The 20,472-nt window shown below is 68.1% G+C and carries 24 protein-coding genes; 10 read left to right on the top strand and 14 right to left on the bottom strand.

The features are described 5' to 3' along the window. Positions 1-37 precede the first annotated feature (37 nt). Entirely contained in the window at positions 38-538 is a 501-nt protein-coding gene (locus OG555_RS04645) for a DinB family protein (protein WP_329481430.1), read from the bottom strand. A gap of 61 nt (positions 539-599) precedes the next feature. On the opposite strand from OG555_RS04645, the gene OG555_RS04640 reads away from it, so the two are divergent. Then, positions 600-1,361 carry a DUF4118 domain-containing protein gene (locus OG555_RS04640; protein ID WP_329481429.1) on the top strand — a complete coding sequence of 254 codons (762 nt, stop codon included), beginning with the start codon at positions 600-602 and terminating at the stop codon, positions 1,359-1,361. 97 nt (positions 1,362-1,458) lie between these two features. Here the strand turns inward: OG555_RS04640 and OG555_RS04635 are convergent, their stop codons facing one another. Beyond that, the gene (locus OG555_RS04635) at positions 1,459-2,370 is read right to left on the bottom strand and encodes an NADP-dependent oxidoreductase (protein WP_329481428.1); all 912 of its coding nucleotides are present in this window, start codon (positions 2,368-2,370) and stop codon (positions 1,459-1,461) included. A 66-nt stretch (positions 2,371-2,436) separates the two neighbouring features. Between OG555_RS04635 and OG555_RS04630 the strand changes: the two genes are divergently transcribed. Together OG555_RS04630 and OG555_RS04625 are read left to right on the top strand one after the other, a co-directional pair. After that, the gene (locus OG555_RS04630; protein ID WP_329481427.1) at positions 2,437-2,817 is read left to right on the top strand and encodes a winged helix-turn-helix transcriptional regulator; all 381 of its coding nucleotides are present in this window, start codon (positions 2,437-2,439) and stop codon (positions 2,815-2,817) included. Between the two features lie 149 nt (positions 2,818-2,966). Then, positions 2,967-3,794, top strand: a complete 828-nt coding sequence (locus OG555_RS04625; RefSeq protein WP_329481426.1) for a Bax inhibitor-1/YccA family protein — start codon at positions 2,967-2,969, stop codon at positions 3,792-3,794. A gap of 139 nt (positions 3,795-3,933) precedes the next feature. On the opposite strand, the gene OG555_RS04620 is transcribed toward OG555_RS04625, so the two are convergent. Continuing rightward, positions 3,934-4,092: a DUF4287 domain-containing protein gene (locus OG555_RS04620; RefSeq protein ID WP_328526676.1), complete on the bottom strand. Its 159-nt coding sequence runs from the start codon at positions 4,090-4,092 to the stop codon at positions 3,934-3,936. A 202-nt stretch (positions 4,093-4,294) separates the two neighbouring features. After that, positions 4,295-5,314, bottom strand: coding sequence for an SGNH/GDSL hydrolase family protein (locus OG555_RS04615; protein WP_329481425.1), 1,020 nt, complete (start codon positions 5,312-5,314; stop codon positions 4,295-4,297). 76 nt (positions 5,315-5,390) lie between these two features. On the opposite strand from OG555_RS04615, the gene OG555_RS04610 reads away from it, so the two are divergent. After that, a complete protein-coding gene (locus OG555_RS04610) occupies positions 5,391-6,764 on the top strand; it encodes a cystathionine beta-synthase (protein WP_329481424.1) in 1,374 nt (457 codons plus the stop codon). A gap of 229 nt (positions 6,765-6,993) precedes the next feature. Here the strand turns inward: OG555_RS04610 and OG555_RS04605 are convergent, their stop codons facing one another. Together OG555_RS04605 and OG555_RS04600 are read right to left on the bottom strand one after the other, a co-directional pair. Continuing rightward, positions 6,994-8,445, bottom strand: coding sequence for a flavin-containing monooxygenase (locus tag OG555_RS04605; RefSeq protein ID WP_329481423.1), 1,452 nt, complete (start codon positions 8,443-8,445; stop codon positions 6,994-6,996). 152 nt (positions 8,446-8,597) lie between these two features. Further along, positions 8,598-9,821: a lactate racemase domain-containing protein gene (locus tag OG555_RS04600; RefSeq protein WP_329481422.1), complete on the bottom strand. Its 1,224-nt coding sequence runs from the start codon at positions 9,819-9,821 to the stop codon at positions 8,598-8,600. Positions 9,822-10,016: 195 nt separating this feature from the next. Between OG555_RS04600 and OG555_RS04595 the strand changes: the two genes are divergently transcribed. Then, complete coding sequence (locus OG555_RS04595) at positions 10,017-11,396, top strand: FAD-binding oxidoreductase (RefSeq protein ID WP_329481421.1); 1,380 nt, start codon at positions 10,017-10,019, stop codon at positions 11,394-11,396. Here OG555_RS04595 and OG555_RS04590 read toward each other — a convergent pair. Then, on the bottom strand, positions 11,362-12,123 hold the full coding sequence (locus OG555_RS04590; protein ID WP_329481420.1) for a hypothetical protein: 762 nt from the start codon (positions 12,121-12,123) through the stop codon (positions 11,362-11,364). The two genes, OG555_RS04595 and OG555_RS04590, sit on opposite strands and share 35 nt — an antisense overlap. A gap of 18 nt (positions 12,124-12,141) precedes the next feature. On the opposite strand from OG555_RS04590, the gene OG555_RS04585 reads away from it, so the two are divergent. Next, positions 12,142-12,630, top strand: coding sequence for an NUDIX domain-containing protein (locus OG555_RS04585; RefSeq protein ID WP_329481419.1), 489 nt, complete (start codon positions 12,142-12,144; stop codon positions 12,628-12,630). On the opposite strand, the gene OG555_RS04580 is transcribed toward OG555_RS04585, so the two are convergent. From OG555_RS04580 to OG555_RS04560, 6 genes are all read right to left on the bottom strand, one after another. Beyond that, on the bottom strand, positions 12,627-13,343 hold the full coding sequence (locus OG555_RS04580; RefSeq protein ID WP_329481418.1) for a class I SAM-dependent methyltransferase: 717 nt from the start codon (positions 13,341-13,343) through the stop codon (positions 12,627-12,629). The genes OG555_RS04585 and OG555_RS04580 overlap by 4 nt on opposite strands. Positions 13,344-13,347: 4 nt before the next feature. Continuing rightward, positions 13,348-13,488 (bottom strand): phosphotransferase-like protein, encoded by a 141-nt coding sequence (locus tag OG555_RS42720; protein WP_442914483.1) that lies wholly within the window; start codon positions 13,486-13,488, stop codon positions 13,348-13,350. 70 nt (positions 13,489-13,558) lie between these two features. Continuing rightward, on the bottom strand, positions 13,559-14,389 hold the full coding sequence (locus OG555_RS04575; protein ID WP_329481417.1) for an alpha/beta fold hydrolase: 831 nt from the start codon (positions 14,387-14,389) through the stop codon (positions 13,559-13,561). Positions 14,390-14,502: 113 nt separating this feature from the next. Continuing rightward, on the bottom strand, positions 14,503-15,327 hold the full coding sequence (locus tag OG555_RS04570; RefSeq protein ID WP_329481416.1) for an alpha/beta fold hydrolase: 825 nt from the start codon (positions 15,325-15,327) through the stop codon (positions 14,503-14,505). Between the two features lie 200 nt (positions 15,328-15,527). After that, a complete protein-coding gene (locus tag OG555_RS04565; RefSeq protein ID WP_329481415.1) occupies positions 15,528-15,764 on the bottom strand; it encodes a hypothetical protein in 237 nt (78 codons plus the stop codon). A gap of 74 nt (positions 15,765-15,838) precedes the next feature. Further along, the gene (locus OG555_RS04560; RefSeq protein WP_329484767.1) at positions 15,839-16,234 is read right to left on the bottom strand and encodes an SDR family oxidoreductase; all 396 of its coding nucleotides are present in this window, start codon (positions 16,232-16,234) and stop codon (positions 15,839-15,841) included. A gap of 108 nt (positions 16,235-16,342) precedes the next feature. Here OG555_RS04560 and OG555_RS04555 point away from each other — a divergent pair, with 108 nt between their 5' ends. From OG555_RS04555 to bfr, 4 genes are all read left to right on the top strand, one after another. Then, positions 16,343-16,873 carry a DinB family protein gene (locus OG555_RS04555; protein WP_329481414.1) on the top strand — a complete coding sequence of 177 codons (531 nt, stop codon included), beginning with the start codon at positions 16,343-16,345 and terminating at the stop codon, positions 16,871-16,873. Between the two features lie 13 nt (positions 16,874-16,886). Beyond that, the gene (locus OG555_RS04550; protein WP_329481413.1) at positions 16,887-17,393 is read left to right on the top strand and encodes a GNAT family N-acetyltransferase; all 507 of its coding nucleotides are present in this window, start codon (positions 16,887-16,889) and stop codon (positions 17,391-17,393) included. Between the two features lie 116 nt (positions 17,394-17,509). Continuing rightward, positions 17,510-17,719 (top strand): (2Fe-2S)-binding protein, encoded by a 210-nt coding sequence (locus OG555_RS04545; protein ID WP_329481412.1) that lies wholly within the window; start codon positions 17,510-17,512, stop codon positions 17,717-17,719. After that, positions 17,706-18,185 carry a bacterioferritin gene (gene bfr, locus OG555_RS04540; RefSeq protein WP_329481411.1) on the top strand — a complete coding sequence of 160 codons (480 nt, stop codon included), beginning with the start codon at positions 17,706-17,708 and terminating at the stop codon, positions 18,183-18,185. The genes OG555_RS04545 and bfr overlap by 14 nt, the downstream gene beginning before the upstream one ends. A 57-nt stretch (positions 18,186-18,242) precedes the next feature. Here the strand turns inward: bfr and OG555_RS04535 are convergent, their stop codons facing one another. Next, on the bottom strand, positions 18,243-20,240 hold the full coding sequence (locus tag OG555_RS04535; RefSeq protein ID WP_329481410.1) for a hypothetical protein: 1,998 nt from the start codon (positions 20,238-20,240) through the stop codon (positions 18,243-18,245). Positions 20,241-20,472: the final 232 nt, after the last annotated feature.

Here is a 20,472-nt window from a genome sequence, read left to right as displayed (position 1 = left end):
CCAACCTATGCACCGGCTGCATCGCCCGCGACAGGTTTTACTCGCCCACCTGACCGTCGGTCGACTCTCTGAGGATGTCGAGGTGGCCGAGGTGGCGAGCGGTCTCCTCGATCAGGTGGGCGACGGCGTACCGAAGCGTGAAGGTCATGCCGTCCGAGCGGGCGCGATCGTCGAAGGCGGCCGCCGCCGTGATCTCGCGCGAGCGGGCGCATTCAGCCCGGTACGCCGCCAGCACGCTATCGACCGTGTCGTCGGGAGCGATCGGGAAACCGCCGTGCGGATCCTCCTCGGTCCACGGCCACTCGATGTCGAGACCCGCGAAGTCGATCGCGAACCAGAACCGCTCCACCGCGGTCAGATGTTTGACGATGCCCGCCGGTGTCAGTGCGGACGGATGGACCGGTCGGGCGAACGCCTGGGCGTCGGTCAGACCGGTGAGTTTGAGCTCGACGGTTGAGCGCAGGAAGTCGAGCAGGCCGGTGAGCGTACTGCGTTCGTCGGCGTCCTCGGCGGGCCGGACGCGGGTGATCTCGGGCATCGGACCACGGTAAGCGCGACAGAGCTCTGTGAGAAAGGTTGATCGGCGGGGTGTTGCGAGAGTGAATAGGAGTGTGGAGAGTTACCGCAATCTGGTGCTGGCGGGTTCGCTGCTCGTGCCTCCGGCCGTTTGTGCGCTGTTGACCCCGTTTCGCGACAACTTCGACAACGCGAACGCCGCCCTGCTGCTGGTGGTGGTGATCGTCGCGGTCGCGGCGTTCGGCATCCGGCTCGCCGGGGTGCTGGCGGCGGTGTCGAGCGCGGTGTGGTTCGACTTCTTCCTGACCGTGCCGTACAACACCTTCACGATCAACAGCAGCTCCGACGTCGAGCTGACCGTGTTGCTGGTGCTGATCGGTACCGCGGTCACCGAGATCGCGATCTGGGGCCGCAGGCAACAAGCCCGGGCGTCCCGGCATCTCGGCTACCTGGACGGCGTGATCACCACCTCGCAGGCGGTCGCGGCCGGTGGGTCCACGGACGACCTGATCGAGCAGGTGCGCGCCGAGCTGACCGCCGTACTGGGGATCGACGGGGTCAAGTTCGTTGCCGGGGACAAGCAAACGCAGGCGCCGCGGCTGAACGCGGACGGCTCCGTGACGCGCGGCAGCCACGAACTGAAGGTCGAACGCGACGGTCTGCCGACCAACTCCGAGATCGTGCTCGCCGTCCAGCACGCCGGCGAGACGCGCGGCCGCTTCCTGCTCACCGCGGCCGCCCGGATCGTCCGCCCCGACCTCGAGCAGCGCCTCGTCGCTGTCGCCCTGGCGGACCAGGTCGGCGCCGCCCTCTCCAGCCATGAGGCACTGCACCCGCACCTCTGACAGCACTGCGCCGTCCCCTCTGACCGGCCTGCGGGAGCAAGACGTCCCGGGTGGCCGCCGGTCCGGCGTCGTGCCTGCCCATACAGGCACGACGCCGTCAGACCGTGAGCACCATCTTCCCGGCGACGCGGCCGCTCTCGCTGAGCTCATGAGCCTTCGCGGCATGCTCCAGCGGAAACACCTGCTCCACCGCCACCCGCAACTCACCGTCATCCACCAGCCGCGCGATCGCGTCCAGGTCGTCCGTCGCCGGAGCCATCCGGAACTCCTCGTACCGGAGCCCACGAGCCGCGGCCTTCGCACGGACCTCGCTGCGGTCCGGCCCGGTCCCGCGGACATCGAGCAGGATGCCGTCCGGCGTCAGTACGTCGAGCGACCGTACGGCGTACTCGGCTCCGATCGGATCCAGTACGACGTCGACGTCGCGGACCGCGGTGGTGAAGTCGGTCGTGGTGTAGTCGATCAATTCGTCGGCGCCGAGCCCGCGCAGGAAGTCATGCTTCACCGCGCGAGCGGTCCCGATCACGTAAGCACCGCGGGCCTTGGCGATCTGGACGGCGAGGTGGCCGACACCGCCCGCCGCGGCGTGGATCAGTACCCGAGCACCCGGCCCGATCTTCGCGATGCCAACCAAAGGCTGGTACGCCGTCAACCCCGCGGTGGGAAGCGCCGCCGTGTGGACCCAGTCGGCCGTGGACGGCTTGCGGGCCAAGCGATCCACGCTCGCGACAGTGAACTCGGCGTACGCGCCTCGAGGTGGGTAGACGACGCCGTAGAGCTCCTCGCCGGTGTCCTCGCGGATGCCTGCGAAGTCGAGACCAAGGACGAACGGCGGCGGACCGAAGCGGGGGAGCAGACCGGAGCGCACCTTCCAGTCACTCGGGTTCACCCCAGCGGCGCGGACCCGGATCAGGACCTCGCCAGGGCCAGGGGTGGGTCGGTCGACCTCGGCGATCTCGAGGACCTCCGGACCGCCGAACGTGTGCTGGGTGAGGGCGCGCATCGTCATGCCCCCATCCTCGGCGTCGGTGGTATCCATTGTGAAGAAGGCACTTGTTTGGTATCTAGGTACCTCATGGATACCGCATTCGATGACTGGGTGAAGACCTACGGGCGCGACTGCCCGTCCCGCACGGTCATCGACGTACTGGCGAACAAGTGGGCCCTCTACGTGCTCGGCGCGCTGCGCCGGTTCGACCGCCCGCTGCGCTTCAACGAGCTCCGGCGGCTGCTCGACGGGGTCACCCAGAAGATGCTCACGCAGACCCTCCGCACCCTCGAGCGCGACGGCCTCGTCACCCGCACCCTCTATCCGGCCGTCCCCGTCCGCGTCGAGTACGCCCTCACCCCACTGGGCGTCGAAGCCGGTCACCTCACGACCGCCATCGCCGAGTGGTCCGTCACCCACGCCCACCAAATTCACGCCTCCCGCGCCGAATACGACGTACGGGGGTAGGGCATTCGCATCGGGAATCGATTGTCTCGTGCAACCGTTTTCCTCGGGGGATTTCGGTTGGGGAACAACGCGTCGATTCTCAGATGTTGTTAAGGCTGGGACCGTAGTATCTCGCTACGGCCCCGGATGTGGGTCCCCAGGAGGATGACATGCAGAGCAGTAACCCGGTCCTGAACCGGTCGAGTGCGTTTGCGCCTGGCCACGGCCAGGCGTATCCGGGCGCCGCTCCGTACGGCCAGCCTGGTCCGTACGGCTCCGGCGGGCCAGGTGTCCCGTCGCAGCAGTACCAAGGTGCTCCGGCCGGCAGCCGCCCGATGACGATGGACGACGTGATCGTCCGGACCGCAGCCACTCTGGGCGTCGTGACGGTTGTCGCCGTGATCGCTTGGAACACGATCCCGGTCAGCTTGGTCACCCCGGCGTTCCTGGCCGGTGCTCTGCTGGCCTTCATCCTCGCGATGGTGCTGTCGTTCTCCCGCAAGGTGAACCCGGCACTGGTGATGGTGTACGCCGCGGCCGAGGGCGTCTTCCTCGGGATCGGCAGCAAGTTCATCGCGAACTGGGTCGGTGACTCGGCCATCATCGTGCAGGCGGTGCTCGCCACCCTGGTGACGGCCGGTCTGACGCTGGCGACGTACAAGTACTTCGCGATCAAGGTGACGCCGCGGTTCACCAGGATGGTGATCATCGCGACGATGGGCTTCGCCGGCGTGATCCTGATCAACTTCATCGTCAGCCTGTTCGGCGTCAACACCGGGATCGCCGGCTTCGGCGTGATGGGCCTGGTGTTCGCCGCGCTCGGTGCCGGACTCGCGGTCTTCAACCTGATCCTCGACTTCGACCTGATCGAGCGTGGTGTCCGCGACGGCGCCCCGCAGAACGAGGCCTGGCGGGCCGCGTTCGCCCTGACCGTCACCCTGGTCTGGCTCTACTGGAACATCCTGCGCATCCTCGCCATCCTCCGCGGTGGCGACTGACCCCGACGAACGAACCGAAGGGCCGGCCCACCTGGGCCGGCCCTTCGGCTTTTCCGCACACTGCGGCACACACAAAGAAGACCCGCCCCTCCACCTGAAAGGGCAGGCCTTCTGTTTTCTCAGACTCCTGTTCGGCTCGTCAGCCCATTCGCCGGTGCGCCTTGACCAAGTCGTACTCGTGGACGATGGCGGTTGCGTGCCCGTGCGCGAGGGCGTACTCGCTGGAAAGCCATCTCACTCTGTCATCGAAGCGCAGGAACGACGGTCCGTCGTTCATCAGCTCGAACCACTCGGTCATCTCGCGTCCGGTGCACCTGGGCACCCTCTCCACCAGACGCTGGTGCGTCTCCTCGGAGTGGCTCAAGCCCATCTTCGCCTCCCGTTTATCGGGGTACCGCGTAGTTATCGACTGTGCACCACGAGGACGCCCACAGGCAAGACCTTCTTCATGTATGTCGCCGCTCAGCGGACGCACAGCCTGAAGAATCCGGGGACCCGGTTCAGTTCCCCACCGGTACGGTGTCCGCGGTCCCCTCGTCGATGCGCTCCACGTCGGTCTCCGGGTGCCGGCGGCGATGGCGGAGGGTGGCCCAGCGTCCGCGTGGACCGCGCTCGTGCCCGGCGACCTCGGTGGCCGCGACCTCGGTCCCCGCGGTTCGGGCGGCCTGGACCGCGGCCTCCGCGATCGGCAGGATCGCCTCGCCCCGGAACGTCTCCGGTGGCACGAAGGACTCCGGCCCGACCCCCATCGCTGCCGCCACCGACGGCAGCAGTGCGGCGGAGGCGGCGGCGTACCCGGTGGCGGAAGGGTGGAAGTTGTCCCGCCCCCACATCGACGGGTTGGTCCGGAACACCTCGCCGAGCAGAGAGCCCAGAGACACGGACCGGCCGCCTGCCTCGACCACTGCGATGGTCTGAGCGGCGGCCAGTCGGCGGCCCCAGGACCGGGCGACCTGCCGCAGCGGCGGCATGATCGTCCGGATCACGCCGAGGTCCGGGCAGGTACCCACCACCACCTCACAGTTCGCGGCCCGCAACCTGCGGACCGCGGTCGACAGCAGCCGCACGGAGGTTGACGGTGGCATCTTCGCCTTCACGTCGTTGACGCCGATCAGGATGACGGCCACATGCGGTCCGGCCTGCAGTGCGGCGTCGACCTGGGCCGCCAGATCGGTCGACTTCGCGCCGGTCTTCGACACGTCGGCCAGCCGCACCGGACGCTGGGCCAGCTCGGCGAGGCCGGACGCCAGCAGCACGCCCGGGGTCTCGTCCGGCGAGTCCGTGCCGTAACCGGCGGCACTGGAATCGCCGATCATGGCGAAAGTGATCGGACGTCCTGGATACCGGCCGAACAGGCCGTCGCCCGGAGTCGGGTAGTAGCGCATCGGTCCGATCACGCGCTTGGCATACTCGGCCTCAGCGGTCAGTACGCCGTACAACGTGGCACCGATGAGCCCGAGTCCCCCGCCCCCCACAGCTGCGGCCTGGGCCAGTCGCTTCGCGGCCCCGACTCTACTCATGAGTCAAGGATTACACGCTGTGACAGCGATGCAAGTGAAAATAGGGGAACGACGCGCAGATCACTACAGTGAAGCTGTGCGCTACGCAGAATCTCTCCTGGCCCTGGTCGGCAACACCCCGCTCGTGAAGCTGGGAAAGACGACCGACGGCGCCAAGCCGCTCGTGCTCGCCAAGGTCGAGTACTTCAATCCCGGCGGCTCGGTGAAGGACCGGATCGCGGTCCGGATGATCGAGGCCGCGGAGGCCTCCGGCGAGCTCAAGCCCGGCGGCACGATCGTCGAGCCGACCTCCGGCAACACCGGGGTCGGGCTCGCGATGGTCGCCCAGCAAAAGGGCTACAAGTGCGTCTTCGTCTGCCCGGACAAGGTCAGCGAGGACAAGCGCAACGTGCTCAAGGCGTACGGCGCGGAGGTCGTGGTCTGCCCGACCGCGGTCGCGCCGGAGCACCCGGACTCCTACTACAACGTCTCCGACCGCCTGGTCCGCGAGATCGAGGGCGCCTGGAAGCCGAACCAGTACGCCAACCAGAACAACCCGCGCTCGCACTACGAGACCACCGGTCCGGAGCTGTGGGAGCAGACCGACGGGAAGATCACCCACTTCGTCGCCGGGATCGGCACCGGCGGCACGATCACGGGCGTCGGCAAGTACCTCAAGGAGGTCTCCGGCGGGAAGGTGCAGATCATCGGCGCCGACCCGGAGGGCTCGGTGTACTCCGGCGGCACCGGCCGGCCGTACCTGGTCGAGGGCGTCGGTGAGGACTTCTGGCCGGAGACGTACGACCGGACCATCTGCGACCGGGTGATCGAGGTGTCGGACGCGGACTCGTTCGCGCTGACCCGGCGGCTGGCCCGCGAGGAGGCCATGCTGGTCGGCGGTTCGGCGGGCATGGCGGCCGCGGCGGCGATCCGGTTGGCGCATGAGCTCGACGACCCGGAAGCCGTCATCGTCGTACTGCTGCCGGACGGCGGCCGCGGTTATCTGACCAAGGTCTTCAACGACGATTGGCTGGCGCAGTACGGATTCCTCGCGCACGCCCGGCACGGGGTCACGCTCGGCGAGATCCTGGCCGGCAAGGACGGCAGCCTGCCGCCGCTGGTGCACACCCATCCGCACGAGACGATCGCCGAGGCGGTCGAGATCCTGCGCGAGTACGGCGTCTCGCAGATGCCGGTCGTCCGGGCCGAGCCGCCGGTGATGGCGGCCGAGGTGGCCGGCGCGGTGTCGGAGCGGACGTTGATGGACGCCCTGTACTCCGGCAAGGCGCGGCTGGCCGACATGGTCGAGCTGCACATGGACCCGGCACTGCCGTCCCTGGGCGCCGGCGAACCGGTCACCAAGGCGGTCGAGTTGCTCGAGGGCCGAGACGCCCTGATGGTGCTGGACGACGGCAAGCCGGTGGGCGTTCTGACCCGGCAGGACCTCTTGGTCCACTTGTCCGCCGACTGACTCCCTGACGGGAGACTTATCGGTCTACGACCGAAGGCACGATGGCGAGCAGCGCCATGACCACGATGCCGATCACGACGGCCGCCACTCCGGCGATCTCAAGGATTTCCATACCTCAAGAATCCCTCGCCGAGGCGCTCCGGACATCGGCCCTCGGACCGGTCTTTCCTTCATCCCAAGGTCGTACGGCGAACCCTGCCCCCTCCTCCTTCAGGAGTGCGGGGAACCCCTAGTGGACCAGCACGAAGTCGGTCGGGTCGAGGCGGCGGGTGCGGCGCCAGTAGGAGAAGGTGAACTCGGGCCAGGTGGTCGAGTTGCGGCCGGCGGCGTCCAGGTACCAGCTGTTGCAGCCGGAGTGCCAGACGGTCTCGTCCAGCTCGCTCTGGACCCCGTCGACGAACCGCTCCTGGGCGTCCTCGCGGACCTCGACGTACGACGCTCCCCGGCGCCGCAGCAGGTGCAGGGCCTGCATCACGTAGCGGACCTGGGCCTCGATCATGAAGACCATCGAGGAGTGGCCGAGCACGGTGTTCGGCCCGACCAGCAGGAAGAGATTGGGGTAGCCGGCAACGGTGATGCCGAGGTGGGCGCCGATGCCGTTGCGCTTCCAGTGGTCGGCCAGGTCGACGCCGTCCTTGCCCAGGATCGGCATCCGGGTCAGGTTGGCCGACACCTCGAAGCCGGTGCCGAACACGATCGTGTCGCAGGCCCGCTCGGTCCCGTTGCTCGTGACCACGCCGGTCGGCGTGACCCGCGCGATCGGGGTGGTGACGACGTCGACGTTCGGCCGGGTGAGCGCGGGGTAGTAGTCGTTCGAGAGCAGGATCCGCTTGCAGCCGATCTGGTAGTCCGGGGTCAGCTTGGCGCGCAGTTCGGGATCGGCGACCTGCTTGCGTAGGTGCCGTTTCGCCTGGAGTTCAAGGCCTTTCATCAGTTTCGGGTTGCCCGCGAAGCCGGCGCCGCGGCCCTCGAGTCCCCAGTAGACGGCGTTCCGGATCGCCCGCTGCCCGGCCGGGAACCGCTCGTGCAGCCGGCGCTCCCGCGGGCCGATCGGGCGATCCGGCTTCGGGGTGATCCACGGTGGCGTCCGCTGGTAGACGTCCAGTTGGGCGACCTCCGGGGCGATCTGCGGCACGAACTGGATCGCCGACGCCCCGGTCCCGATCACCGCGACGTTCCGCCCGCGCAGGTCGTGGGAGTGATCCCACTGCGCCGAGTGGAACGTCGTACCGCCGAAGGAGTCGAGACCGGGGATGTCGGGCAGCTTGGGCCGGTGCAGGCTGCCGACGCCCGCGACCAGGGCCTGGGTCTCGATCGTCTCCGAGCCGTTCACGGTCACGGTCCACCGGCCGGTCGCGTCGTCGAACACCGCCTCGGTGACCTCCGCGCCGTACCGGATCCGGTCCGCGATCCCGTACTTGTCCGCGCAGTGCCGCAGATAGGCGAGGATCTCGTCCCACGGTGCGAACATCCGCGTCCAGCCCGGGTTCTGCTCGAACGAGAACGAGTAGAGGTACGACGGGATGTCGCAGGCGCAGCCGGGATACGTGTTGTCCCGCCAGGTGCCGCCGAGGTCGTCCGCCTTCTCCAGGATGACGAAGTCCTCACAGCCGGCCTGCTGCAACTTGATGCCCATACACAACCCGGCGAACCCGGATCCCACGATGACAACCTCAGCCATACTGCCTGAGGTTACCGGCGGGTCACTCGACGGCGGAAGGGTCAGCCGGACGTGAGCCACTCACCAACGCTGACCCTGCTGCTGGGCCGGAGCGTGAATCCGCTGCCTCGCGACCGGTTGGGTGGCGTTGGTGAGTGTCTGGCGTCCGCCGGTCAGACGAGCCGGTGCAGGATCTCGCCGGCGTTGGGTATGACGAGCGTGCCGGGGTCCTCGTCGTACGCGGCCAGGTCGACGGTCGCGGGATCCAGGTAGCCGAGGTTGGCCCGGCGGACGACGTCCTCCGGGATGCCGGTGGCGAGGGTGACCCGGACGCGGAGATGCTCGCCGGTGGCGGGATCCCAGCTGCCGGCGCCGCGCAGGTGGGTCGAGTGCGCGAGTACGCCCCAGTGCAGGTCGCGGAACTGGTCCCACTGGCCGAGGAAGTAGTCGCGGCAGTGGTAGCCGATCTCCTCGATCTCCGGGTGCATCGCCGCCAGTTGGGTGACGTGCGGGGCGTAGAGGATGACCTCGCCGCCGTCCGCGACGATCGGCTCGACCTTGTAGAAGCCCTTGGCCGCGGTCCAGATGTCCTGGTACTTCGACGGCATCACCGACACGACTCGTTCGACCGGGTGGTCGACGTACCGGACGTGGGTCTGCGCGGAGATCTCGGCGGCGGCCTGCCACGACGAGATCGTGTCGCCGAAGGCGATCGCGTGCAGGGCGTCGGTGCCGGACTGGGCGACGACGGACAGCGCGAGTTTCTCGGCCGGGATCATCGCGGCGGCCTCGTCGATGAGCGCGCGGACCGGCGTAGTGCCCGGCGTACCGATGATGCTGGCACTGGTGATCAGCGCGCCGAGCCAGTGGCTCAGATCGATGACCTCCTGGCCCGCGACGCCCGGGAAGAAGTACTTGTTGCCGCCGGAGAAGCCGACGACTTCGTGCGGGAACACCGGTCCGACGACGAGCGCGACGTCGTGCTCGACCACGGCACGGTTGAGCCGCACCGGGACCTCGTCGCGCAGCATCTCGTCGGAGATCTCACCGACCCGGTCCGAACTGATCGTGCCGAGCTCGGTGAAGGTGTCGGGCTTCCACCATTCGTGATTGATCACGTTCGGGTAGTCGGCGCCGAGGTGCTCGCGGAGCTGCTCGGGGGTCATCTCCGCATGGGTGCCCAGGGCAACCAAGATGGTGAGCCGGGAGACGCGGCCGTCGAGCGCGCCGTGGACGGCCCGCAGCAGCAGCGGCAGCGGGCAGCTGCGGGTGGCGTCCGGGACGATCACGCATACGCTGCGCCCCTCGAGCCCCGCACCGGCCAGCGACCCACGGACGAAGCCGATCACCTCGTCCTCGGTCAGGACCCCACCCGCACCACCTAGTACGTCGACCATGACTGTCAGCCTAGGCGTTCTCGTCCCGTCGTTGACCGGTGCGTGCCTGGTTTCCAGCTGTGACCGGCTGAGAGCCCTTGGTAGGCAAGGGAATCCCGTCATCGCGGGGTAAGCGTCCAGGCGTTGACCGGGTCCGGGTCGCGGTGGACCATCGGTGGATCACCTGGGGGAGTGTGCGCGAGGGGGAGTTCCACCATGTCCGAGACGATCGAGTGGTCGAGACCGCAGGGTTTCGGGGGCGTGCTGCTGCGAGCCGGCGACGCGGCGTACGACGACGCCCGGACGGTCTTCAACGGGATGATCGACAAGCGGCCGGCGATGATCGCGCAGTGCGAGTCGGCGGCCGACGTCCAGGCGGCGGTGCGGTACGGCGTCGGCCAGGGCCTGGAGGTCGCGGTCCGCGGCGGCGGTCACGGGGTGGCGGGCACGGCGGTCACCGAGGGTGGTCTGGTCGTGGACCTGCGCCGGATGAACAGCGTCCAGGTCGACCCGTTCGCCCGGATCGCGCGGGTCGGCGGGGGTGCGACCTGGGGTGATGTCGACCGGGCCGGTCAGAAGTACCTGCTGGCGACGACCGGTGGGCGGGCGTCGACGACCGGGGTCGCCGGGCTGACCCTCGGGGGCGGATCCGGGTGGCTGGAGCGGAAGTTCGGGCTCGCGTGTGACGCGCTGATCTCGGTGGAGCTGGTCACGGCGGACGGGCGGTTGCTGATCGCGGACGAGACGAAGAACGCCGAGCTGTTCTGGGCGCTGCACGGGGGCGGCGGGAACTTCGGAGTGGCGACCTCGCTGACCTTCCACCTCAAGCAGTTGCCCACGACAACGTTGGCGTTGCTGATGTGGCCGGCGTCGATGGGTCCTGACGTGCTCCGCGCGTACCGGGATCTGATCGAGCAGGGCGCACCCGACGAGCTCGGCGGCGGCGTGATCTATCTGACCGGACCGCCGGAGGAGTTCGTGCCCACGCATCTGCACGGGGAGCTCATCGTCGGTGCGGCGGCGATCTACGCCGGCAGCGAGGCGGAGACCCGTGAGGTGTTCGCGCCGTTGTTCGCGCTGGCCCCGGAGGCCGAGATGGTCGCCGAGATGCCGTACGCGGACATCCAGTCGGCACTCGACGATCCGCCAGGCTTCCGCAACTACTGGTCGGCGGAGCATCTGTCCGCGTTCCCGGATGCGGCGGTCACGGCGTTCGCCGACCGGGCGCAGGACATGGTCTCGCCGTCACCGTCGCAGCAGGCGATCGTGCCGTGGGGCGGTGCGGTACGGCGGAGCGCCGAGAAGTGGCCGCAGCCGCATCGCCAGGCCGCGTGGGTGGTCCACCCGTTCGGGCTGTGGTCGGATCCGGCCGGCGACACGCGGGGGATCAGGTGGGCGCGGGACGTCTGCTCGGACCTGCAGGAATGGTCGACGGGGTACGTGTACCTGAACTTCATCGGGAACGAGGGACAGAACCGGGTGATCGCGGGCTTCGGCCAGGAGAACTACGACCGGCTGTCCCGGGTCAAGTGCGAGTACGACCCCGAGAACGTCTTCCACCTCAACCAGAATATTGAGCCGGGCTGGCCTCTTTAGGCACCCGCGACCACTGCACAGCGGCGACCGCCGCGTAGGTGATCGCGCCCAGCGGGACGGACCACAGACGGAAGAAGGGCAGCTGGCCGGTGAGCGCAGTCGCCGCGAAGATCACCCCGAACACGGTGACTCCGGCGACCGTCCCGCGCCGCCTGCCGTCGAGCGCCGTACTGGGAAGTGGGCCCATGTGCTGATCGAGCAGGACGCAGAGGCCACTCAGACCGGTGATCGTGACGACGATGAAGAGGACGCCGCCGGCGATGCCGCCGAAGACGATCGCGGTCGCGTTGAGGAACGTGAGCACCGCGACCACGACGGCGATGTCGAGCGCGCCGAAGGTCAGCTGGTTGAACTTGCGTCGTCCGAGGTTGACGTCGCCGGCCGCCCGGATCGGGCCGGGGTCGCCGGACAGGCGCCGTACCGTCAGGACCAAGCCGGTCAGCAGCACGACGAGGATCAGTACGCCGGTCACGGACAGAACCGCCGACCGCGCCGGGGACATGAACTGACGGACGTCGCCGTCGAAGACGCAGCTCGCCGCCGGTGGGAACCACCGCGTCCGCACGGTCACGTCCGCACTGTCGGCAGCCGCTGGAAACTTGTGCGTGCAGGCCTCGGTCGGATCGAACCAGCTCGGCATCGAGAGCGTCACCGCGGCCGTCCACGCCAGCCCGAAACACAGCCCCACAGCCAGCAACGACCCCGCCCGACGCCTCGCCCAGTCCACGCCCCTACCCTCTCATCGATGACGTACGAGGGTTCTTACCTGTGGGACATCCGCCGGCAGCTCGGCTCCCGTCCGCTGCTGATGCCGGGCGCACAAGTGCTGGTCGTCGACGATGCCGAACGCGTCCTCCTGCAGCGGAGTCGGGACTCCGGCTTGTGGGAGCTGCCCGCGGGGGCCGCCGAGCCGGGCGACAGCTTCCGGTCCGCGGCGGCACGTGAGCTCCTCGAGGAGACCGGGTTGGTGGTCGCGGAGGCGGACCTGGTCCCGTTCGCCAGCCTGTCGGAGGCCGACGTCCACACCCTGACCTATCCCAACGGTGACGTCCTGCACTGCTTCGCCCTGTGCTTCGAGGCTCGCCGCTGGACCGGCGACCTGCGTCCTGCGGCGGACGAGGTGCTGGATGCGGCCTTCTTCGATCAACCACCGGCGGACCTGCATCCGCCGACGCGGGTGGTGCTGGAGTTGTACGCCGCATTCCGCGCGTCGGGGGTCTTCCAGGCCCGCTAACGGCGGGCGACGGTGATGATGTTCTCGCTGGCGGAGGTGAGTGGGCCTCGCGACCAGTCGCCGTACTGCGCTTCGATGGTGAAGCCGGCCTTGGTGAGTACGGCGTTCAGCGTGTCGACGCCGGGGAAGTTGAGGCTGGCGCGGTCGGTGCGCAGCGGGGTGTCGTCGCGGAGCGCGGTCGTCTCGGTGAACGTGACCACGTCGCCCTCGACCTTCTCGACGTGGTAGATCATCCGGAGTTCGCGTCCGTTGTGGTCGACGACGTCGTACGGGTTGGTGGGGTTCCACGACTCCCACTCGCGGACCTCCGGGTTGCGGGTACCGAAGACGAACCGGCCGCCGTCGACGAGCGCCTCCCGGATCCGGTGCAGCGACTCCTCCAGGTCTGTCACCAGGAACTGGAACGCGTTGCTCGCCATGATCGCTCTGTCGAACTCACCCAGCCAGGTGATGTCCGCGGCCTTCCCCTCGACCCATTCCGCATCCGGCACCCGCCGCCGGGCCCGCTCGAGCATCGACACATCGGGATCGATCCCCGCGAGCCGTCCGGTGTGACCTTCCGCCCGCGCCCGCGCCAGCAGCACGCCCGTCCCACACCCCACGTCGAGCACACTGCCCGCACCCATCACGAAGGTCAGGTAGAAGTCGTCGCTCTTCCCCCACCGGTTGAGCAGATCGTAGAGCTCGGCAGCGTCCGCGTCGGAATATCCCACCGTCCTACCCTCTCCCGGGCCGCAAACGATTTTTGCTCCCTGGCGCCCGGGATCGCAGTTGGTCGAAGGCTGTTGTGCGGTTGCCGCGCGCAAGCTCTCGTCGGCGCAGCTCGGGGAGTGAGCATCTGACTCCGACGAAGTACACGGGAAGGCACGACGCGCCCGTCGGTGGGCCCAGGGAGCCGGAAGGCAGCCTGGGCCCGGCGACGTGTGACTCAGTGGCTGGCGCGGGCGGCTTGTTCGATGACCTTGGTGATGGGACGGGGGTTGGTGATCAGGCCGAGGTGGCCGTCGGGGATTCGGGTGATGGCGGAGTGGGCTCGGGTGGCCATGAACAGCTGGGCCTTCGGCGTGATGATGAGGTCGCTGGTGCCGAGCACATACCAGGACCGGATCGTCAGCCACGCCGGCGTACCTGACACGCCGTTTCCGGCGGCGAGCGTGAGGGGTCGCTGCGCGGGATAGAGGTTCTCGGCCTGGCGGCGGGGGACCCCGGACGCGAACGAGTTCACGAAGGTGTCGTGCTTGAGGTAGAGGTCGACGTCACCGGCGGGCGCGCCCGGGTAGGGGACGAAGTCGAAGACGGTGCTGGGATCAGGGACGGCCAGGGCGGAGTCCGCGCCGGCCAGCGGGAAGATCGACTCGTCTGCCGCGGGGGCGAAGGCGTCGACGTAGACCAGGGCCTTGACGTTCGGATTGCCGGTCGCCGCGTTGGTGATGACGGCCCCGCCGTACGAGTGCCCGACCAGGACGATCGGTCCGGACAGGGTGGAGAGGAAGTCCTTGATGGTCGCGGCGTCGTTGGGCAGGCTGCGCAGTGGGTTCGGTGGTACGCGCACTGTGTAGCCGTCGTCCAGGAGGCGGCTGGTGATCTTGGCCCAGCTGGATCCGTCGGCCCAGGCGCCGTGCACCAGCACGATGGTGGGTTTCGGGCCGCTGGGGTGGGACGCCGCGGCGGGCGTCACGGCGGTCAGTACGACGGCCAGGACTGCTGCCAGGACGGTGAACACCCGCAAGAGAGCTGCACGCGGTCGATCGCTGTACATCCAAAGGTCCTTTCGTCAGGCGACTGTCGCCGGGAGGGCGTCGAGCATGACGAAGCCGTGTGTGATTGCGGTACGGCGCACAGTTGTACGCCGTACCGCGGTCGAGCAAGGGATTACGACTGCAGGAACTCGAGCAGGTCGGCGTTGATCACGTCGGCCTGGGTGGTCGGCATGCCGTGCGGGAAGTCCTTGTAGGTCTTGAGGACCCCGTTCTTCAGCAACGCCGCCGACTTCGGGCCGGATGCGACGTACGGAACGATCTGGTCGTCCTCGCTGTGCATCACCAGCACCGGGATGGTGATCTTCTTCAGGTCTTCGGTGAAGTCGGTCTGGGAGAACGCGACGACGCCGTCGTAGTGAGCTTTCGCGCCGCCCATCATCCCCTGGCGCCACCAGTTCGCGATGATCGCCTCCGAGGACTCCACGCCCGGCCGGTTGAAGCCGTAGAACGGTCCGGTCGGCAGTGCGCGGTAGAACTCGGAGCGGTTCGCCGCGAGTTGGGCCTGCAGGTCGTCGAAGACGTCCTTGGGCAGGCCCTCGGGGTTGGCGTCGGTCTTCACCATCAGAGGCGGTACCGCGCTGATCAGCGCGGCCTTGGCGGCGCGGCCTTCGCCGTGCCGGGCGAGGTAGTGCGTGACTTCGCCGCCGCCGGTCGAGTGGCCGACGTGAATGGCGTCGTGCAGGTCGAGATGTTCGACGACCGCGGCCAGGTCGTCGGCGTAGTGGTCCATGTCGTGACCGTCGGCGGTCTGCGTGGATCGCCCGTGACCGCGGCGGTCGTGAGCGACGACGCGATACCCCTGCTGCAGGAAGAACAGCAGCTGATTGTCCCAGTCGTCGGCCGACAGTGGCCAGCCGTGACTGAACACGATCGGCTGACCGCTGCCCCAGTCCTTGTAGAAGATGTCGATGCCGTCGCTGGTCGTGATCGTTCCCACGTGTGTTGCCCCCTCGAAGTGCGTCATCCAGGCATGACTCGATGGGACGTCGGGCAGGCGTCGCAAACGCCCGACGTCTTGGGCCTCGCACCGATCGTCATCGGCCCGAAACCCTTTGTCAGCAACAGGTTCGGTGGCCTCACCACCCCCACGTCACCTTAGCCCGCGACCGCCGATGCCGGTAGCTATTGGGACACGGCTCAGTGGAGTAGACGGGCTTGCTCGCGGAGGTAGTCGCCGGCCGACGTCGGCTTGATGCCGCGCTGCCGCAACGGCTCGTCGTCGCACTGCGACTCGTGGAGGTCCTGGAGAAGACCCGCGCCGAAGATGGAGGCGAGAGCGTCGTTCCGCTTGTCGAGCAGACGGATCGCGAGCCGGGCGACCGACCGGGGCAGGTGCTGCACCTTCATCCGGCGATGGGTGAGTTCCTCCGCCATCGAGGCGGCTTCGTTGCGACTGATGGCCTCGGGGCCGCCGAACTCGACGACGGCGGGTGGATCGGTCTCGACCGCTATGGCGGTGACGAGTGCGGCGACGTCGTCGGTGCCGACCCAGCGTCGCTTCGTGTCGAGACGTACACGAACCGCTCCACCCCGGCGGCCTCGGCCGCGTCGACCAACGACGCCATCCCCACCTCGTCGGCCTCGAAGATCGACGGCGTACGTGCTCCGGCGAGTCGGCGTCCGATCACGGTCGCTGTCGCCACGGCCGTGTCGACTCCCGCGCAGGCGGCACGGAGGCTCTCCGGCTGGGTGAGATCACCGCGTACGACGTCGACGCCGATCTCGAGGAGGCCGGAGTCGTCGGTGCCCGGGCGGACCAGGCACCGGACGGCGTTCCCTTGTGCGCGCAGGCGCCGTACGACCCGATGCCCCAGATCTCCGGTTCCCCCGACAACGAGCAACATCTCACTCACCACCCCTTCACGACCACGCTCGTACGTCCGGACTCCAGAAGCCAGCGTCTTTCGTAATAGAGGTCAGATGCTGTCCTCTATGCCTCTTAGGCTCGGGGTATGACAGCGAACGAGCAGACTCTGATCGGTGAACGTGTCGACATCCTCGACCTCCTCGCCAAGCACCGCTACTTCCTGCGCCACACCGCGCAGGGCCTCTCCGACGAGCAGGCGAACACCCGCAGTACGGTCAGCGCCCTGACGGTCGGCGGCCTGATCAAGCACGTCACCGCGGTCGAGCGGACCTGGGCCGACTTCACCCAGGGAGGCGGCGGCAAGGAGGTCTCCGAGGAGATCGAGTACACCCCGGAGATGATCGCCGCGTGGGAGAACCAGTTCCGGCTCGCCGAGGGTGAGACGCTGGCCGGCGTACTCGCGGAGTACGAGAAGGTCGCCGCGGCCACCGACGACCTGGTCCGTACGCTCGACCTCGACGCCAGCTACGAGCTCCCGGCCGCGCCTTGGCAGCCACCGGGTGTCTTCTGGACGGTGCGCCGGGTCCTCCTGCACATCGCGGCCGAGACCGCCCAGCATGCTGGCCACGCCGACATCATCCGGGAGACGATCGACGGCCAGAAGACGATGGGCTAGCCGGAGGACTTTCGTGGACGAGTACGCGATCAGGGCGCTGCGGGATGACGACCCGGAGGTGATCTCGGCCGCGTTCACCGCGCTCGGCTGGGACAAGCCGGTGGCGCAGTACGAGAAGTATCTGGCTGAGCAGCGGGCCGGATCGCGTGACGTGCTGGTGGCAACCGTTGCGGACGAGTTCGCCGGATATGTCACCGTGCGGTGGGAGTCGCCGTACGAGCCGTTCGACGGGATCCCGGAGATCGCTGACTTCAATGTGCTGCCGAAGTTCCGGCGGCGGGGGATCGGGAGCGCTCTGATGGACGCGGCCGAGGCGCTGGTTGCCGCGCGATCCGATGTGGTGGGTATCGGTGTCGGGCTGTACGCCGACTACGGCACCGCGCAACGGATGTACGTACGCCGCGGCTACCTACCCGACGGCCGCGGCCTGGTGTACGACGGCAAACAGGTCCCACCGGGTGAGCTGGTCCGCAACGACGACGCCGCCAACCTGATGTTCACCAAGTCCCTCCACGGCTGAGCGGGACGTCGGTTCACACCGGCGTCCCACTCGCTGAAATCACTCGGTCGGGGGACGCTGCCCATGTGACGGACACGACGGTGACGGACCCAGATGGTTAGGGTAGCCTCAGCTGTGTGATCGTCTGCCACTGCGAGGTCGTCAGCGACCGGGACGTCCGCGAGAGCATCGCCGACGGCGCCCGGACGGTTGCGCAGGTGTGCGGGGCGACCGGGGCGGGACGGAACTGTGGTGGCTGCGTCTTCTCGTTGAAGCGGTTGCTGTGCCAGCATGGGAGGTCGGTCTCGGCACCCTCGTTCACGGAGGTCGCAAGTGCAACCGGTTGACCCGCGCGTCGTCGTACTGCTCAACGAGGCGCTGACACTCGAGCTCACGGTGATCAACGGGTACTTCCTGGAAGCCAGGATGCTCGACAACTGGGGATTCGGCCGGCTGGGCAAGGCCTTCTACGACCTGTCCATCGACGAGATGAAGGATGCCGACGAGCTGATCAGCCGCATCCTGCTGTTCGACGGTCACCCGAACCTGCAGAAGCTCGGTGCCGTCACAGTCGGCGAGGACGCCCAGGAGATGCTCCGGCTGGGACTCGAGGGCGAGCTCGCCGCGGTGGCGCAGTTCAACGCGGGCGCGAAGGAGTGCCACGACCTCGGCGACCACGGCACCGCCGCGGTGTTCGAGGAAATGGTCCGCGACGAGGAGAAACACGTCGACTGGTTCGAAAGCCAACTCGACGCCATTGAGCGGATCGGCGTCCAGCAATACCTCGCCCAACAACTCGACCCCGGCAAGTAACCCCGCCGAATCACGAAGGGCGCCACCCATAGGTGACGCCCTCCGCCGCTCCTCAGTTCACTGACTCAGTTTGGTGAGTCTGGTGTACCAGTTGCCGAGGCTGGTGCGCGTGCCTCCGCAGCTTCCGAAATTCGCCAGGGTCGGCGAGGGGAAGTACTCCGCGAGTGTGCACGTCTGGCCGATGTACTCCGACGCCAGCCAGATGTTGCCACCGTCAGTCACGGCGGCGCCGTAGTCACCCCAACGGGTCCGCGGCGGATCTCCGACGAACGCCTTGTACGACGTGAATCCGTCAGCCGGCCCGAGGCCCGCGGCCACGAGGTGGATCGGCCCCACCGACCCGGTTTCGTCGATGCGGACGTAGCCCGCACTCGGGAAGTTGGTCTCGCCGAGCACCGAGAACGCGATCGCACCCTTGCCGGCCGGGGTGAAGGCGATGGCCGGCATGGTGAGGTTGTTGTTCGCGAGGGCGATGTAACCCTGCTTGGTCACCCGTCCCTCGATCTTGCCGGCGCCGTTGATCTTCGGGCTCACCGCGAACCAGGCGATGCCCGCCTTGAGTTCGCCATTCACCCTGACCGCGGTACCGGAGGAACCCCACAGGGTCCCGTTGACGTACCAGGTCTGCTGCATCCGCGAATCCAGCGAGTCCGGTGTGGACTCCACCTCGTTGTGGGCGGGTTCGTCTGCGGGGAGGAAGAAGGCCTGCCAGCATCCGGGGCCGAACGGTGTCGGCATCGTCGTGTCGTTGATGCAGTCACCCAACGGGATGTTGCCCGGCTTCTGGTCCGACTTCGGCGGGACCACGTACGTCTGGCTGTTCGTCAGTCGGCTCGTGATGCCGAGGTTCGGAGCCGCGGTGTTCAGCGACGCGGTGTTGGTGATACCCCAGATGCCCAGCCGGCGCGCGGTACCGGTCGGGTTGCCGGTCTCGCTGCCGTCACCGGCGATCGTGCTCAACGCGTACTCCGTGCCGTTCCGTTCGCTGGAGTACTCCCCGGCCGGCGAGTTGGCCGGCCAGACGGTGAAGCCCGGCGAGCCGTCGACGGCGAGGTTCTCGACCAGGGTCAAGTTCACACTGGCCGGGTGGCCGGCGAGCTGGGCCTTCGAGAACGCGAAGATCTGCGCGGCGTTGAAGTTCGGCCCGAACAGGTCGTACTCGTTGGTCGACACGTACACGCCGTTGGCGTCCTGACCGATGTGCGGGTAGTCCTGGAAGCACGGGCCGTGGACGACACCGTCAAGGGTGCAGCCGTGGTCGGGTGTGCCGTCGGTCCCGTCGTTCTGCGCCGGGACGTGGTAGATGGTCCAGGTTCCGAGCGGGTTCGCGGTGTTGGACACGGCGAGGTCGATCGTGTTCTTGCCGGTGAAGTCGCCGTTCGGCAGGCTGCCCAAGGTGGTGAGGGCCACCATGAAGCGCTGGTGGTCCGGGTCGTACAGGCACACCGGGTCGATGACCTGCGGCCCGATCACGCCGGTCGCGCGGTTGACTGCGGCCGGGTAGCCGAAGAACGTGTTGAGGTCCTGGACCCCGCTCAGCGCGGCGGCGTTCGCGGAGCTGTGGACCCGCAGCACGCTGTTGACAGCCTCGACGACGAACCCGTTGCCGACACACAGCGCCTGGTCGGGCGGCTCGAGCGAGAACTGGTTACCGCCGTTGGCGAGGCGCTGGTCGCGGTGGGTCAGGCCGTTCACGCTCGCCTGGACATCCGCGTTGGAGCCGGCCACGGCGCTGGACGCGACGACCGGCGCGTCGAGCGGCTTCTTCGGGAACTTGCCGTTCTTGAAACCAGGGCGCGGACGGGTGAACTGACCGGCCTCGCCGGCGCCTTCCTCCTCTGCCCTGCCTCCAGGCCGCAGCTCCGGCTGCTGGAGACCGTCCACTCCGAATGGACGCGTCTGGATGCTCGTCGTTCCGCCGCTGGGGATCGCGCGCGTGCCTCCGGCGGCCGCACCCAACGAGGTTGTCGGGGTGATCAGGCCGGCGGAGATGATCAGGGACGCAGTTGCCAGACCCACCGCTCTGCGGCGGGTCATCTGAGAGGTGAACTTCATGGGTTGCCTCCATGCTGATCGCGTGCCACTGGAGTGACGACCGAACGTCAGCACGTCGGCACCCCCGCGATGCAGTGGTCGGCTTGCCGCACCCCGAGTTGCCCGTTCGCCAAGCTTCACAGCCATTTGAGACCTGAAAGGCGCCGGGCGCAAGAACACGGAGCCTTCAGAACGTTGGCGCCATCGGCCGGCGACTCGGAGAAGGGGCGTGCTTCTCCGAGTCGCGGCGGGT

It is taken from the genome of Kribbella sp. NBC_01484 (assembly GCF_036227145.1).
Taxonomy (GTDB): Bacteria; Actinomycetota; Actinomycetes; order Propionibacteriales; family Kribbellaceae; genus Kribbella.
Note: the sequence above shows the minus strand (reverse complement) of the source record. Positions and strands in the feature narration are given on the sequence as shown.

Coding starts and splice junctions, on each gene's coding strand:
- OG555_RS04645 (WP_329481430.1), bottom strand. CDS start 538: ATGCCCGAGATCACCCGCGTCCGGCCCGCCGAGGACGCCGACGAACGC.
- OG555_RS04635 (WP_329481428.1), bottom strand. CDS start 2,370: ATGACGATGCGCGCCCTCACCCAGCACACGTTCGGCGGTCCGGAGGTC.
- OG555_RS04630 (WP_329481427.1), top strand. CDS start 2,437: ATGGATACCGCATTCGATGACTGGGTGAAGACCTACGGGCGCGACTGC.
- OG555_RS04625 (WP_329481426.1), top strand. CDS start 2,967: ATGCAGAGCAGTAACCCGGTCCTGAACCGGTCGAGTGCGTTTGCGCCT.
- OG555_RS04620 (WP_328526676.1), bottom strand. CDS start 4,092: ATGACCGAGTGGTTCGAGCTGATGAACGACGGACCGTCGTTCCTGCGC.
- OG555_RS04615 (WP_329481425.1), bottom strand. CDS start 5,314: ATGAGTAGAGTCGGGGCCGCGAAGCGACTGGCCCAGGCCGCAGCTGTG.
- OG555_RS04605 (WP_329481423.1), bottom strand. CDS start 8,445: ATGGCTGAGGTTGTCATCGTGGGATCCGGGTTCGCCGGGTTGTGTATG.
- OG555_RS04600 (WP_329481422.1), bottom strand. CDS start 9,821: ATGGTCGACGTACTAGGTGGTGCGGGTGGGGTCCTGACCGAGGACGAG.
- OG555_RS04595 (WP_329481421.1), top strand. CDS start 10,017: ATGTCCGAGACGATCGAGTGGTCGAGACCGCAGGGTTTCGGGGGCGTG.
- OG555_RS04585 (WP_329481419.1), top strand. CDS start 12,142: ATGACGTACGAGGGTTCTTACCTGTGGGACATCCGCCGGCAGCTCGGC.
- OG555_RS04575 (WP_329481417.1), bottom strand. CDS start 14,389: ATGTACAGCGATCGACCGCGTGCAGCTCTCTTGCGGGTGTTCACCGTC.
- OG555_RS04565 (WP_329481415.1), bottom strand. CDS start 15,764: ATGGCGGAGGAACTCACCCATCGCCGGATGAAGGTGCAGCACCTGCCC.
- OG555_RS04560 (WP_329484767.1), bottom strand. CDS start 16,234: ATGTTGCTCGTTGTCGGGGGAACCGGAGATCTGGGGCATCGGGTCGTA.
- OG555_RS04555 (WP_329481414.1), top strand. CDS start 16,343: ATGACAGCGAACGAGCAGACTCTGATCGGTGAACGTGTCGACATCCTC.
- OG555_RS04535 (WP_329481410.1), bottom strand. CDS start 20,240: ATGAAGTTCACCTCTCAGATGACCCGCCGCAGAGCGGTGGGTCTGGCA.